Source organism: Agromyces sp. P2_B3 (assembly GCF_056404815.1).
In genome coordinates this window covers 140,866-153,936 of record NZ_JBFUDH010000004.1, presented here as the reverse complement: position 1 = coordinate 153,936, position 13,071 = coordinate 140,866, and the positions used below count along the sequence as shown (strand labels likewise).

The 13,071-nt window shown below is 71.6% G+C and carries 14 protein-coding genes; 10 read left to right on the top strand and 4 right to left on the bottom strand.

All coding sequences use genetic code 11. The features are described 5' to 3' along the window. The first annotated feature begins 181 nt into the window (after positions 1 to 181). Together AC1DZA_RS08840 and AC1DZA_RS08835 are read left to right on the top strand one after the other, a co-directional pair. Entirely contained in the window at positions 182 to 766 is a 585-nt protein-coding gene (locus AC1DZA_RS08840) for an HdeD family acid-resistance protein (RefSeq protein ID WP_476761483.1), read from the top strand. Further along, the gene (locus AC1DZA_RS08835) at positions 763 to 1,110 is read left to right on the top strand and encodes a hypothetical protein (protein WP_476772463.1); all 348 of its coding nucleotides are present in this window, start codon (positions 763 to 765) and stop codon (positions 1,108 to 1,110) included. The genes AC1DZA_RS08840 and AC1DZA_RS08835 overlap by 4 nt, the downstream gene beginning before the upstream one ends. Before the next feature lie 21 nt (positions 1,111 to 1,131). On the opposite strand, the gene purB is transcribed toward AC1DZA_RS08835, so the two are convergent. Both purB and AC1DZA_RS08825 read right to left on the bottom strand, forming a co-directional pair. After that, positions 1,132 to 2,511 carry an adenylosuccinate lyase gene (gene purB / locus AC1DZA_RS08830; RefSeq protein ID WP_476761481.1) on the bottom strand — a complete coding sequence of 460 codons (1,380 nt, stop codon included), beginning with the start codon at positions 2,509 to 2,511 and terminating at the stop codon, positions 1,132 to 1,134. After that, positions 2,508 to 3,035, bottom strand: a complete 528-nt coding sequence (locus AC1DZA_RS08825; RefSeq protein ID WP_476761480.1) for a low molecular weight protein-tyrosine-phosphatase — start codon at positions 3,033 to 3,035, stop codon at positions 2,508 to 2,510. Before AC1DZA_RS08825 ends, purB begins: the two co-directional genes overlap by 4 nt. Before the next feature lie 110 nt (positions 3,036 to 3,145). Here AC1DZA_RS08825 and AC1DZA_RS08820 point away from each other — a divergent pair, with 110 nt between their 5' ends. The 3 genes from AC1DZA_RS08820 to AC1DZA_RS08810 all read left to right on the top strand — a co-directional run bounded on the left by AC1DZA_RS08820 (position 3,146) and on the right by AC1DZA_RS08810 (position 6,041). Beyond that, entirely contained in the window at positions 3,146 to 4,054 is a 909-nt protein-coding gene (locus AC1DZA_RS08820) for an aminoglycoside phosphotransferase family protein (RefSeq protein ID WP_476772462.1), read from the top strand. 101 nt (positions 4,055 to 4,155) lie between these two features. Then, positions 4,156 to 4,473: a hypothetical protein gene (locus tag AC1DZA_RS08815; RefSeq protein ID WP_476772461.1), complete on the top strand. Its 318-nt coding sequence runs from the start codon at positions 4,156 to 4,158 to the stop codon at positions 4,471 to 4,473. Positions 4,474 to 4,535: 62 nt separating this feature from the next. Next, positions 4,536 to 6,041, top strand: a complete 1,506-nt coding sequence (locus AC1DZA_RS08810; RefSeq protein ID WP_476772460.1) for a hypothetical protein — start codon at positions 4,536 to 4,538, stop codon at positions 6,039 to 6,041. On the opposite strand, the gene AC1DZA_RS08805 is transcribed toward AC1DZA_RS08810, so the two are convergent. Then, complete coding sequence (locus AC1DZA_RS08805) at positions 6,016 to 6,399, bottom strand: phage holin family protein (RefSeq protein ID WP_476761476.1); 384 nt, start codon at positions 6,397 to 6,399, stop codon at positions 6,016 to 6,018. The genes AC1DZA_RS08810 and AC1DZA_RS08805 overlap by 26 nt on opposite strands. Positions 6,400 to 6,492: 93 nt before the next feature. Here AC1DZA_RS08805 and AC1DZA_RS08800 point away from each other — a divergent pair, with 93 nt between their 5' ends. The 4 genes from AC1DZA_RS08800 to AC1DZA_RS08785 all read left to right on the top strand — a co-directional run bounded on the left by AC1DZA_RS08800 (position 6,493) and on the right by AC1DZA_RS08785 (position 11,352). Next, a complete protein-coding gene (locus AC1DZA_RS08800) occupies positions 6,493 to 7,584 on the top strand; it encodes a histidinol-phosphate transaminase (RefSeq protein WP_476772573.1) in 1,092 nt (363 codons plus the stop codon). Between the two features lie 16 nt (positions 7,585 to 7,600). Then, entirely contained in the window at positions 7,601 to 8,734 is a 1,134-nt protein-coding gene (locus tag AC1DZA_RS08795; RefSeq protein WP_476761475.1) for a thiamine pyrophosphate-dependent enzyme, read from the top strand. A 131-nt stretch (positions 8,735 to 8,865) separates the two neighbouring features. Continuing rightward, positions 8,866 to 9,849, top strand: a complete 984-nt coding sequence (locus AC1DZA_RS08790) for an alpha-ketoacid dehydrogenase subunit beta (RefSeq protein ID WP_309977860.1) — start codon at positions 8,866 to 8,868, stop codon at positions 9,847 to 9,849. 54 nt (positions 9,850 to 9,903) lie between these two features. Continuing rightward, complete coding sequence (locus AC1DZA_RS08785; protein WP_476772459.1) at positions 9,904 to 11,352, top strand: dihydrolipoamide acetyltransferase family protein; 1,449 nt, start codon at positions 9,904 to 9,906, stop codon at positions 11,350 to 11,352. Positions 11,353 to 11,358: 6 nt separating this feature from the next. On the opposite strand, the gene AC1DZA_RS08780 is transcribed toward AC1DZA_RS08785, so the two are convergent. Beyond that, positions 11,359 to 11,844 carry a GNAT family N-acetyltransferase gene (locus AC1DZA_RS08780; RefSeq protein ID WP_476772458.1) on the bottom strand — a complete coding sequence of 162 codons (486 nt, stop codon included), beginning with the start codon at positions 11,842 to 11,844 and terminating at the stop codon, positions 11,359 to 11,361. Between the two features lie 147 nt (positions 11,845 to 11,991). On the opposite strand from AC1DZA_RS08780, the gene AC1DZA_RS08775 reads away from it, so the two are divergent. Further along, on the top strand, positions 11,992 to 13,071 hold the full coding sequence (locus AC1DZA_RS08775; protein WP_476772457.1) for a metal ABC transporter substrate-binding protein: 1,080 nt from the start codon (positions 11,992 to 11,994) through the stop codon (positions 13,069 to 13,071).

The following is a 13,071-nucleotide window of genomic DNA, read 5'->3' as shown; positions in this document are numbered from 1 at the left end:
GCCTGACTGATCCGGTCCCGAACGGGGTGGAGGTCGCGCGAGCGGCGTCCACCCCGTTCCGCGTCCCCTGTGGACTCCGTCCCGCCGGAGCACCGGTCGCACCGATCGGAGCCCGTTCGAGCGCACAGGTCGACCCACGTAGGATGGATCGGTACCCCCCTCCGATGTGAAAGAGGTCGCCGTGGCCACCGCCCGCGATACTGCCCCGGAGCGCACCCAGTACTGGGTCGTCCCGGTCGTCCGCGGACTCCTCGCCCTCGTGCCCGCCGCGGTCATCACGTTCTCACCGAACCACTCCCCCGAGCTCGGGCTCCTCGTCTTCGGGGCGTGGGCCATCGCGTCGGGCCTCGTCGTGGGGGCCCTGACCCTGCGGCTGATCGACGATCGCGGCATCCGCTCGCTCTTCCTCGTCACCGCGATCGCCACGGTGGCGGCGGGCCTGCTCGCGGTCACCGTGCCCGGTGCGCTGCCGTTCCTGCTCTACCTCGTGAGCATCTGGGCCGCCGTCACCGGGTTCGTGGAGCTCTACGCCGGGCTCCGCGCCCGCGGCCGCACCCCCGCAGCGCGCGACTGGATCGCCGCCGGTGCCTTCACCGCGATCCTCGCGCTCGTCTTCCTGCTGCTGCCGCCCGACCCCGTCACCGCGGTCGGCCTGCTGGGCGGGTACTTCGTGATCCTCGGCGTCTATCTCGTCATCGGTGGATTCTCGTTGAAGTGGGCCGTGGCGCCTGGCGCCGCGGCATCCGGATCGGAGCAGCACCCGTGACCCAGCCGAACGGCGACTACAAGCCCTCGAAGCGCGAGATGCTCCGCCCGGTCGAGTACGTCGGCGGCGCCGCGATCGCGGCGATCTTCACGGGCGTCATCACCCTCGTCGCCACTCGTGAGTGGAACCTGGCGCTCATCGCCACCGGAGGCGTGTTCATCATCGTGCTCGTCGGGCTCGCGCTCTTCTCGATGGCGGTGAAGCCCGACGCGATGGAGTCGGCCGAGATCCACGAGGCCGACCGTGCTCCCGGCACGTCGACGGATGCCGCAGGGCCGGCGTCCGATGGGCGCGAGACCGGTGTCGACCCCGACGACGACCGCGGGGCGCCCCGGGGCCACTGACCCGCGGCGGCGCGCCGCCGCTCAGAGTCGGTCGACGAGCTCCGACGCGAGGCCCGTGTACGTCGCGGGCGTGAGCGCGAGCAGGCGCTGCTTCGCGTCGTCGCCGATCTCGAGCCCCTCGACGAACGCGGCGAGGTCGGCCGCGCCGATGCGCTTGCCGCGCGTGAGGTCCTTCAGCAACGCATAGGGGTCGGCGATGGTCGAGCGCCCGGCCACGACCTCGGCGCGGATGACCGTCTGGATGGCCTCGCCGAGCACCTCCCAGTTGCCGTCGAGGTCGGCGAGGAGCAGCGCGCGGTCGAGGTCGATCTCACGGAGGCCGCGCTCGATGTTGTCGAGCGCGAGCAGCGAGTGCCCGAATCCGACGCCGATGTTGCGCTGCGCGCTCGAGTCGGTGAGGTCGCGCTGCAGGCGGCTCGTCACCAGGGTCGCGGCGAGTGAGTCGAGCACCGCCGACGAGAGCTCGAGGTTGGCCTCGGCGTTCTCGAAGCGGATGGGGTTCACCTTGTGGGGCATGGTCGAGGACCCGGTGGCGCCGGCCTGCGGAATCTGCCGGAAGTAGCCGAGCGAGATGTAGGTCCAGATGTCGGTCGCGAGGTTGTGCAGCACCCGGTTGGCGTGGGACACGCGGCCGTAGAGCTCCGCCTGCCAGTCGTGCGACTCGATCTGCGTGGTGAGGGGGTTCCACGTGAGCCCGAGCGACTCGACGAACTCGCGCGACACGTCGGGCCACGCGACATCCGGTGCCGCGACCACGTGCGCCGAGAACGTGCCGGTCGCGCCCGAGAACTTGCCGAGGTACTCCGTGCCCTCGACCTGCTTGGCGATGCGCTCGAGGCGGTGCACGAAGACGGCGAGCTCCTTGCCCATGGTCGACGGGGTCGCCGGCTGGCCGTGGGTGCGCGAGAGCATCGCGGCGTCGCGGTGCTCGACGGCGAGGGCCGCGATCGCGTCGATGACGGTGCGGTACTTCGGCAGCCACACCTCGCGCACGGCGTCGCGCACGGTGATCGCGTAGGAGAGGTTGTTGATGTCCTCGCTCGTGCAGGCGAAGTGGGTGAGCTCGGAGATCGCGTCGAGTCCGAGCAGCTCGAGCCGCCGGCGCACGTAGTACTCGACGGCCTTCACGTCGTGGCGGGTGGTGGCCTCGAGCGTGGCGAGCTCGTCGATGTCGGCCTGGCCGAACTCCGCCACGATGGAGCGCAGCTGCGCCTTCTGCTCGGCGGTGAGCGGCGACGAGCCGAAGAATCCGCGGTCGGTCTGCGCGATGAGCCACTCGACCTCGACCTGCACGCGCGCCCGGTTCAGGCCTGCCTCGGAGAGGTGCTCGCCGAGTTCGCCGACGGCGGCGCGATACCGTCCGTCGAGCGGGCTGAGCGGCTGGGGAGGCAGCGAAGTCATCGGATTCCTTGTCTGAGTGCGGGAGCGAGTTGCCGGAAGAGCGCCGACGTCGACCGCTCTATCATCCCAAGAACTCGATCGAAGGTCGCCTCGTCGGAGTAGTAGGGGTCGGGCACGTCCTGCAGTGGCGCCAGGTCGGAGTCGAATTCGAGCAGCAACCGCACCTTGTCCTGGTCGAGCGACGACGGCGCCCAGTTGCGCAGGATGCGCGCCTGGCCGCGGTCGAACGCGACGATGAGGTCGAGGTCGGGGAAGTCGCCGGCCTCGAACTGGCGCGCGCGATGCTGCGAGCCGTCGTACCCCGCCCGCTCGAGCGCGTCGATCGTGCGCTGGTCGGCACGCTCGCCCACGTGCCAGTCGCCGGTGGCCGCCGACTCGATGGCGAGGTGGTCGCCGAGCCCGGCGCGTTCGGCGAGGGAGCGCAGCACGACCTCGGCCATCGGTGACCGGCAGATGTTGCCGGTGCAGACGAACGACACTCTGAAGGGCTGCGCGGCGTCCCCCGCGGGTTCCGCTCGCGTCATGGTCCCATTGTGGACGAGAACGGCGCCGGGCACAGCAGGAAAATCGCGCCGACGATACGCTGGTCGACTCCCCCTCCGAGCGAGTCCGCTCCTTTCGAGAAGAGGCGCAGATGACGGATGCCGCGGCGAACGATGCCCCGCCGGCCGACTTCCTCGTCGATGAGTCCCTCGCGGCGCGCCTCGTCGCGCAGCAGCACCCCGACCTGGCGGCGCCGGTGCGGCTCGTGGCCAACGGGTGGGACAACGCGCTCTTCCGGCTCGGCGACGACCTGGCGGTCCGGATGCCGCGGCGGAAGGCCGCGGTCGGGCTCATGCGCAACGAGCAGCGGTGGCTGCCCGAGCTCGCCGCACGCCTGCCGGTGGCCGTGCCCGCGCCGGTGCGAGACGGACGCCCGGCACCCGAGCTCGGCTACGACGTGCCGTGGAGCATCGTGCCCTGGTTCGACGGGCAGCACGGGCTGGCGTTGGATGCGCGGTCGCGCGGTGGCGCAGCGCCGGCGCTCGCCGCGTTCGTGGCCGAGCTCGGCGCGATGGTGGCTCCGGCGGACGCCCCGGCCAACGCCTACCGCGGCGTGCCGCTCGCGAACCGGGCGGAGGAGATCCGCGCCCGGCTCGTCGGCGGGCGCATCCCCGACGCCGATCGGCTGCTCGCGGTGTGGGAGCGGGCGCTCGCGGCATCCGCCTGGACCGGACCGGCAGTCTGGCTGCATGGCGACCTGCACCCGGCCAACCTCGTCTTCACGCCGACGGGCTCCCTCGCCGCGGTGATCGACTTCGGCGACCTCACGGCGGGCGACCCGGCCACCGACCTGGCGACGGCGTGGCTCACGTTCGACGCCGCTGGCCGTCGCGCCTTCCGCGCCGAGCTCGAGCGCCGGCGGGACGTGGATGCGGCGACGTGGGACCGCGCGCGCGGCTGGGCGCTCGTCATCGCCTCGGCCGTCGTGGAGCAGGCCGGCACGGAGAGCGCCTTCGGCAGCGCCGGCGTCCACGTGCTGCGGCAGGTGCTGCTCGACTGAGACCCGGTGGCTCGTCCTCCCCAGGCGAGCCGAGACGATTCGACCGCACGGATGCCGCGACGAGCGGCCGCGCAAGGCAGGAAGCTCGGCACGATCGTGCCATGGACTCCGCCGCACCCTACGTCGCCGTGGTCACGGGCACCGCCACGGCCGACCGCCTCGACGCGGCCCGCCGCCATCTGCTCGTGCTGGCGTCGCTCTCCGACGCCGTCCGATTCGATCAGGCGAGGCTCATCCCGGCGAATCCCACCGGTTGGCGCTCGGACGCGACGATCGGGTACGTCGAGCGGCTCGACAACCTGCGCGCGGGGCTCGCGAAGGCCACGTCGCTGCTGAGCGATGCCGAGTCGTCCCTTCGACAGCACGTCCGCAACCTCGAGTTCGAGCTGGCGGGCCTCGAACGCGCCGGCACGAGATGACGTCGGCGCATCCGGGAGCCGATGGTCTCCTCATCGCCAGAGGCGGATCCACGGCCGTCGAGGTGGACGAGCTGTTCGTGCACGCGGCCAAGCTGGCGGCCGCCGCCGCGATCGTCGCGGACTGGCTCGATCGCCTCGACCGCATCTCCCGCGGGCTGGAGACGATCGACCTCGACGGCCTGTCGGGATTCGGCGCCGGCGGCTCGCCGCTCCCGAGCCTCGGGTTCGCGCGCCAGTGCCTGGGGCACGTCGAGCGCCTGGCGCGTTCGCTGCCGTCCTCGCTCCTCGACGCGGCCGAGCGATACGGCGACGCCGAGCGTCGCGTCGAGGCGCTGTGGCAGCTCGGCGCGTTCATCGCGGCTCCGTGGGTCGGGGCCTTCGCTCCCATGGTCGTGGCCAACGGCGTGCTCGCGGCGGGCGGGTACGCCGTGGGCTCGGGCATCGGGCGCGCCTTCGGCATGAACCAGACCCCGCTCGAGTCCTGGCTGGCCGAGCACCGGGGGCTGCTGTCCGATCCCGAGTTCGTGCGGCTCGTCCGGATCGCCGCCGACCACGCCGACGAGGCCGTCATGGGGCCTGGCCCGGTGTCGTCGGTCCTCGGGCCGCTCGTCCGAGCTCCCGAGAGCGCGTCGGTGCTGCTCGGCGCCGCAGGCCTGTTCGGGCTCGCCGGCAGCCGCGTGCTCGTCGACGGGCCGGTCACGGTCTCGCGTGTGATGCGGGTCGACCCGGCCGTCGCCGACCGCGAGTGCCTTCCCGGCACGCGGACCCCGACCGCGGCGCGCGGACCGCATGGGCACCCCGCGGAGGCGTCCACGCACCTCGGCGAGGTGGTGGCGCCGCCCGACGGATACGGGGACCTCGCCGAGCGGGTGCCCAGCCCCGAAGACGGCGGCGCACAGATCCGGATCGAGCGGTACGGAACGGCCGACGACGCCAGCTGGATCCTCTACGTCGGCGGCACCGTCGACCTCGGGCTCAACGCCGGCGAGCAGCCCGCCGACATGACGAGCAACCTGCACGGCATCGCCGACGACACCGCCATCGACGCCCTGCGGCTCGCGGGCGCCGACTCGGGGAGCGGCGAGCGTGCGGTGCGGGCGGCACTCGATGGAGCGGGTGCGGCTCCCGGCGACCGCCTCCTCGCCGTCGGCTACTCGGGCGGCGGCGTGATCGCGGCGAAGCTCGCCGGCGACGCCGACCTCAACGTCGTCGGTGCCCTGAACCTCGGGGGGCCTGTCGCGTCGGCGCCCCTCCGCGACGGCGTCGGCGTGGTCTCGCTCGAGCACGAGGAGGATCTCGTGCCGGCGACCGGGGGCGCCGGGCACGCGTCGCCCGAGCTCCTCACCGTCTCGAGGAGCGTCCTCGATAGCGAGCGGGAGTACGCCGGCATGCTGCCGGCGCACGAGTTGGCGCGCTACCGCGCAACGGCCGCCGCCGTCGACCGATCGGAAGACGAACGGCTCGTCGCGTTCCGGAGGCTCGTCGGCGAGGTGACCGGAGGGACGCCCGGGTTGCGCAGCGACTGGCTGGCGACGCGCGATCTCAGTCGCGCGACGGACGCACGATGAGGCCGATGAGCCAGCTGATGAGGCCGAGCACGAGCGCGCCGAGCACGCCCCACCAGAAGCCGTCGACCACGAGGCCGAACCCCATGAGGTCGCTGATCCAGGCCACGAGCAGCAGCAGGAGTCCGTTCACGATGAATGAGATGAGCCCGAGCGTGAGCACGTACAACGGGAACGCGATGATCCGCACGAAGGTGCCGACGAAGGCGTTCACGAAGCCGAAGATCAGGCCGACCAACAGGTACGTGAGCACGGTCGCGAGCGTCGTGTCCTCGTACGGCACGACCTTGACGCCGGCGACGATGAGCGTCGTCAGCCAGAGGGCGAAGGCGACGACGATGACCTTGACGATGAAGCGCATTCCTCAACTCTGGCAGACAGGCGGTCGCCGGTCACGGCAGATCGCGCCGTGGCGCGAAGGGGTACGGTGGAATCCGTGACCGCAGCCGAGCCGATGAGGGCCAGCGTGCGCCTTCGCCCCGAGATCGCCGCCCTCCCCCCGTATCGCCAGGGCCGCCCGGCGCCCGCCGACGGCTTCAAGCTCTCGAGCAACGAGAACCCCCACGCGCCGCTGCCGGGGGTGGCCGATGCCGTGGCCGCGACGGCCGGCGAGATCAACCGCTACCCCGACGCCACGGCACTCCCCCTGCGCGAGCGACTGGCGGAGCGATTCGGCGTCACGGCCGACGAGGTGATCGTCGGCGCCGGGTCGGTCTCGCTCCTCGCGCAGTTCATCGCCGCGGCCGCCGGTCCGGGCGACGAGGTCGTGTACTCGTGGCGGTCGTTCGAGGCCTATCCCGGCCTGGTCACGGTGTCGGGCGCCGCGAGCGTTCGGGTGCCGAACCGCGCCGATCACGGCCACGACCTCGACGCGATGGTCGACGCCATCACCGAGCGCACGCGCGTCGCCATCGTGTGCTCGCCGAACAACCCCACGGGCACCATCGTCACGGCCGCCGAATTCGACGCATTCATGGCCAGGGTGCCGGGCGACCTGCTCGTGCTGCTCGACGAGGCCTACATCGAGTTCGTCCGTGACGCGGCATCCGTCGACGGCCGCTCGCTCATCGGCCGTCACCCGAACCTCGTGATCCTCCGCACCTTCTCCAAGGCCTACGGGCTCGCCGGCCTGCGGGTGGGCTACGCCGTCGGCCCCGAGGCGATCCTCGACGCCGCGCGCGCGACCGCGATCCCCCTCGGGGTCACCGCCGCGTCGTCCGCCGCCGCGCTCGCCTCGCTCGAGCCCGCCGCCGAGGCCGAACTGCTCGCCCGCGTCGACACGATCGCCCAGCGCCGAGACGCGGTGCGTGCGGCCCTGCTCGCGCAGGGCTGGGGCGTGCCCGAGGCGCACGGCAACTTCGTGTGGCTGCCCACGGGCGACGCCACCGTCGAGGTCGCCGAGCGCCTGTTCGACGCCGGGCTCGTCACCCGGGCGTTCCCGCCGGAGGGCATCCGCATCTCGATCGGCGAGCCGGAGTCTGTCGAAACCCTCCTCCGCATCCTCGGTGAGCTTGTACCGGCTTCACAAGAAGGGCGTACCTCGTAGCGGGTACCGTGGAACGGTGGCAGCCCGCGAGAGAGATTTCACCGCGCCGACGGTCCAGCTCCTGACCCCGTCGGGCGAGCTGCGCCCGACGCCCGAGGCGGAGGAGTACCTGCCCCTCGTCGAGGCGCTCCCCGACTCGATGCTCGAGCAGTTCTACCGCGACATGGCCGTGTCCCGGCGCATCGACATCGCCGGGGCGAACCTGCAGCGGCAGGGCCAGCTGGCCCTCTGGGTGCCGAGCCACGGGCAGGAGGCCGCCCAGGTCGGGTCCGCTCGCGCCGCACGGCCGCAGGACCACCTCTTCCCGTCGTATCGCGAGCACATCGCCGGCATGATCCGCGGGCTCGACCCCGTCGCCATCCTGTCGCTGCTGCGCGGCGTCACGCTCGGCGGGTGGAACCCGGCTGAGAACGGCAACTTCCACCTCTACACGCTCGTGCTCGCGTCCCAGACGCTGCACGCGACCGGCTACGCCATGGGCATGCAGTTCGACGGCGCGGTCGGCACGGGCGATCCCGAAGCGGATGCCGCGGTGCTCGTCTACTACGGCGACGGCTCCACCTCGCAGGGCGACGCCAACGAGGCGCTCGTCTTCGCCTCGAGCTACCAGACCCCCCAGGTGTTCTTCGTGCAGAACAACGGCTGGGCGATCTCGGTGCCCGTCTCCCGGCAGTCGCGCAGCCCGCTCTCGCTGCGCGGGGGTGGGTTCGGCATGCCCGGCGTGCGCATCGACGGCAACGACGTGCTCATCAGCTACGCGGTCACGCGGCAGTCGCTCGAGGAGGCGCGCGCCGGCGAGGGACCCAGCCTCATCGAGGCCGTCACCTACCGGATGGGCGCGCACACCACGGCGGACGACCCCACCAAGTACCGCACGGACGACGAGGTCGCGTTCTGGGCCGAGCGCGACCCCATCACGAGGTACCGCACCTGGCTCGAGCACCGTGGCGCGTCGGCGGCGTTCTTCGCGGACGCCGATACCGAGGCGGCCGACGTCGCGTCCGACATGCGCCGGCGTGCGCTCGACGTCGCGGGGCCCAGCCGCGACAAGATCTTCCGGCACGTCTACAGCGAGCCGCATCCGCTCATGGCCGAGGAGTCCGCGTGGCTCGAGGCGTACGAGTCCGGCTTCGAGGGAGGAGCGGCATGAGCTCACGCACCGACGACGAGCGCCTGATGGACGAGGCGGTCGCGACGTCTGCCGAGGTGGGGGCGACCCGCGAGCAGGCCGCGCCCGCGGCATCCGTCGCACCCGCGGTGCACGCCGAGGCCGAAGCAGGCATGCGCGGAGTGCAGACCCTCTCGATGGCCAAGGCCATCAACGCCGGGCTCCGCGAGGCGCTGCGCGCCGATGACAAGGTGCTCCTCATGGGCGAGGACATCGGCCCGCTCGGCGGCGTCTTCCGGGTGACCGAGGGCCTGCAGGCCGAGTTCGGCGACAAGCGGGTGCTCGATACTCCCCTCGCCGAGTCGGGCATCGTCGGCTCGGCGATCGGCCTCGCGATGCGCGGCTATCGGCCGGTGGTCGAGATCCAGTTCGACGGATTCATCTTCCCGGCCTTCGACCAGATCACCACGCAGCTCTCGCGGCAGACGGTGCGGCACGACGGCACGGTCTCGATGCCCGTCGTCATCCGCGTGCCCTACGGCGGCCACATCGGCTCGATCGAGCACCACCAGGAGAGCCCCGAGGCGTACTTCGCGCACACTCCCGGCCTGCGAGTGGTGAGCCCCTCGAGCCCGCACGACGCGTACTGGATGATCCAGGAGGCCATCGCCTCGAACGACCCTGTGCTGTTCTTCGAGCCGAAGAGCCGCTACTGGCCGAAGGGGCCGGTCGACCAGGACCACTCGGGCATGCCGCTGCACGCGAGCCGCGTCATCCGGCAGGGCACCGATGTCACCGTCGTCGGACACGGCGCAATGGTCTCCACCCTGCTGCAGGCGGCCGACATCGCGGGCGGGGAGGGCACGAGCATCGAGGTCGTCGACCTGCGGTCGCTCTCCCCCATCGACTACGGCCCGCTGCTCGACTCGGTGCAGCGCACCGGGCGGCTCGTCGTCGCGCAGGAGGCGTACGGCTTCGTCAGCGTCGGCTCCGAGATCGCGGCCACGGTGGCCGAGCGCGCCTTCTACTCGCTCGAGGCGCCCGTGCTCCGCGTCTCGAGCTTCGACACCCCGTTCCCGCCCGCCTCACTGGAGACCGAGTTCCTGCCGAGCCCCGACCGGGTGCTCGAAGCCGTCGACCGCGCCCTGGCGTACTGACGGCCGCGCACCACATGACGCCGACGGCATAGATCGACTGCGAGGGTAGACAGCATGAGCGAGATCCGATTCCCCCTCCCCGATGTCGGTGAGGGACTCACCGAGGCCGAGATCGTGCAGTGGCGCGTCGCCCCCGGCGATCGCATCGTGCTCGACCAGGTCTTCGTCGAGATCGAGACGGCGAAGTCGCTCGTCGAACTCCCGAGCGCGTTCGAGGGCGTCGTGTCCGAACTGCTCGTCGACGAGGGCAAGACGGTCAACGTCGGCACCCCCATCCTCGTGATCCAGACGGATGCCGCGGTGACCGCCGCGGGGGCGCCCGCCCCGGCCGCGCCGTCGACCGCTGCGTCGGACGCCGGTGCCGCGACGACATCAACTGCGGCTCCCGCCCCCGCCTCGCCCGCCGCGGGCGCAACCGTCGCGTCGCACGCACCGGCCCCCTCGGAGGGCGGCGGCGCGGTGCTGGTCGGCCACGGCTCGTCGGGCCCGCACGCGACGCGTCGCACCCGGCACCCCTCACCCGGCGGCGCGCACGAGCACCTCGCGGCCACTGCTCCCCCGGCGCCGGCCGTGACCGCGCCGGCCATCGGCGCCGCTGCAGGCGGGACGGCACCCACGCCCGCTTCGCGGCCCGACTCGGGCATGCCAGTCATCGCGAAGCCGCCGATCCGCAAGCTGGCGAAGGACCTCGGGGTCGACCTCTCGCGGGTCATGCCGACCGGCCCGATCGGCGACGTCACCCGTGACGACGTGATCCGCGAGGCCAGTCAGGCCAGCGTGTTCCGCAACATCCAGACGCCCGAGGCTCCCGCCGACCGCGAGACCCGCATCCCTGTGAAGGGCGTTCGCAAAGCGATCGCCGCCGCGATGGTGCAGAGTGCATACTCCGCGCCGCATGTATCGGTCTTCGTCGACGTCGACGCCAGCCGCACGATGGAGTACATCAAGCGGCTGAAGGCGTCGCCCGACTATGCCGGCGTGCGCGTGTCGCCGCTGTTGATCATGGCGAAGGCCATGATCTGGGCCGTACGTCGGAACCCGTCGGTCAATGCGCAGTGGACCGACGAGGAGATCATCGTCAAGCACTTCGTGAACCTCGGCGTCGCCGCGGCCACGCCCCGCGGCCTGCTCGTGCCGAACGTCAAGAACGCCCAGGCGATGACGATGGTGGAGCTCGCGACCGCCCTCGAGCAGTTGACGCTCACGGCGCGCGAGGGCAAGACCCAGCCGGCCGAGATGCAGGGCGGCACCATCACGATCACGAACATCGGCGTGTTCGGCATGGACACCGGCACGCCGATCCTCAATCCCGGCGAGGTCGCGATCGTGGCGCTCGGCACCATCAAGCAGAAGCCGTGGGTGGTAGACGGTGAGGTGCGGCCGAGGTTCGTGACCACGATCGGGGCGTCCTTCGACCACCGCGTCGTCGACGGCGACGTGGCGAGCCGCTTCCTCGCCGACGTCGCCTCGATCATCGAGGAGCCCGCGCTCCTGCTCGAGTGAGGCCGGTCAGAACCGGATCTCGTAGATGATCGAGTCGTCGCTGCGACCCGCTTCGACGAGCCCGGCGTTCTCGAGCACGCGTCGCGCCGGAAGGTTCGCGATCTCGCACTCGGCGCGGGCCGCTCGAGCGCCAGTCGTGCGCACGAGGTCGACCACGGCGATCACCGCGTGGATCGCCAGCCCCTGCCCGCGCACCGCCGGGACGAGCCCGAAGGCGAACTCGACCGAGCCGTCGGCGGCCGGCGGCCCGAACACGTTCACGCCGCCGATGGTCGCGCCGTCGTTCGAGCGTCGCACGAGGTGCGGCCCGAACGGGGCCGGGTCGCCGGTCTCGCGCACGGCGCGAACGTATTCGCGGAGGAGCTCGGGCTCGTCGGTGAAGGCGTAACCCCCCTCCCAACCGTCGTGCGGATCGACCTCGCCGGAGAGGAGTCGCTCGGCATCGCCGACGGTGAAGGGATGCAACGTGAGCGGGGCCGTCGTCGTATCCACGTGCTTCATGCTTGCACGTCGGTGTGACACTCGTCGCATCCGTCCACAGGCGCTCGGTGGTTCGTCACGAAGAGTTCACGGGAGGCCGGCCGATGACGCGGCTAGATGGTTTTGACAATCATTATCAATAGCGGATAGCCTCGCATCATGATCTCCCGACGATCCGGTGCTCGCCACCGGCTGCGCACGGCGCTCGCAACGATCGCAGTGGCGTCCGCGGGTGCGCTCGCGCTCTCGTCGTGCGCCAGCCCCGCGGCATCCGACGAGGGCAGCAGTGGGCCGTCGATCGTGGCGACGACGACGCAGGTGGGCGACTTCACGCGCGAGCTCTTCGGAGACGACGTCGAGGTGACGCAGCTGCTGGCGCCGGCGCAGAGCGCGCACAGCTTCGACCCGTCCGCCGCCCAGCTGCTCGCGCTGAGCGAGGCGGATGCCCTCGTGGTGAACGGCGCCGGCCTCGAGAGCTGGCTCGACGACGCGGTGAGCGCCTCGGGGTTCGACGGCGTGCTGATCGACGCCAGCACCGGCATCGAGCTGTTCGGCACCGATGAGCACGATCACGCCACGGATGCCGCTGACGAGCACACGAGCGACGAGCACGGTGGTGAGCATGCCGACGAGGCATTCGCTCATGAAGGACACGACCACGGCGCCGGGAACCCGCACATCTGGACCGATCCGGCGCTCGCCGTGCACATGGTGGAGACCATCGCCGCGGGCTTGGCCGACGTGCCCGGCATCGACGCGGCAGCGGTCGAGGCGAATGAGCAGGCCTACGTCGCGAAGCTCGACGCGCTCGACGCCTGGATCCGTGAGAACGTCGACACGGTGCCGCCCGCCGAGCGGCTGCTCGTCACGAACCACGACGCCTTCACCTACTTCATCGACGCGTACGGGCTCACGTTCGTCGGCAGCGTCATCCCGAGCTTCGACGACAACGCCGAGCCCAGCGCGGCCGAGATCGACGCGCTCGTCGAGAAGATCCGTGCGACTGGGGTGCAGGCCGTGTTCTCCGAGGCGTCGATCTCGCCGAAGGCCGCGGCCACCATCGCCCGCGAGGCCGGCGTGACGGTCTACTCCGGTGACGACGCGCTCTACGGCGACTCGCTCGGTGTCGCGGGGTCGGCCGGTGAGACGTACCTCGGCAGCCAGGTGCACAACGCGACCCGCATCCTCGAGTCGTGGGGCGTCACACCTTCCCCCCTTCCGGCACTGCTGCGAGGATGA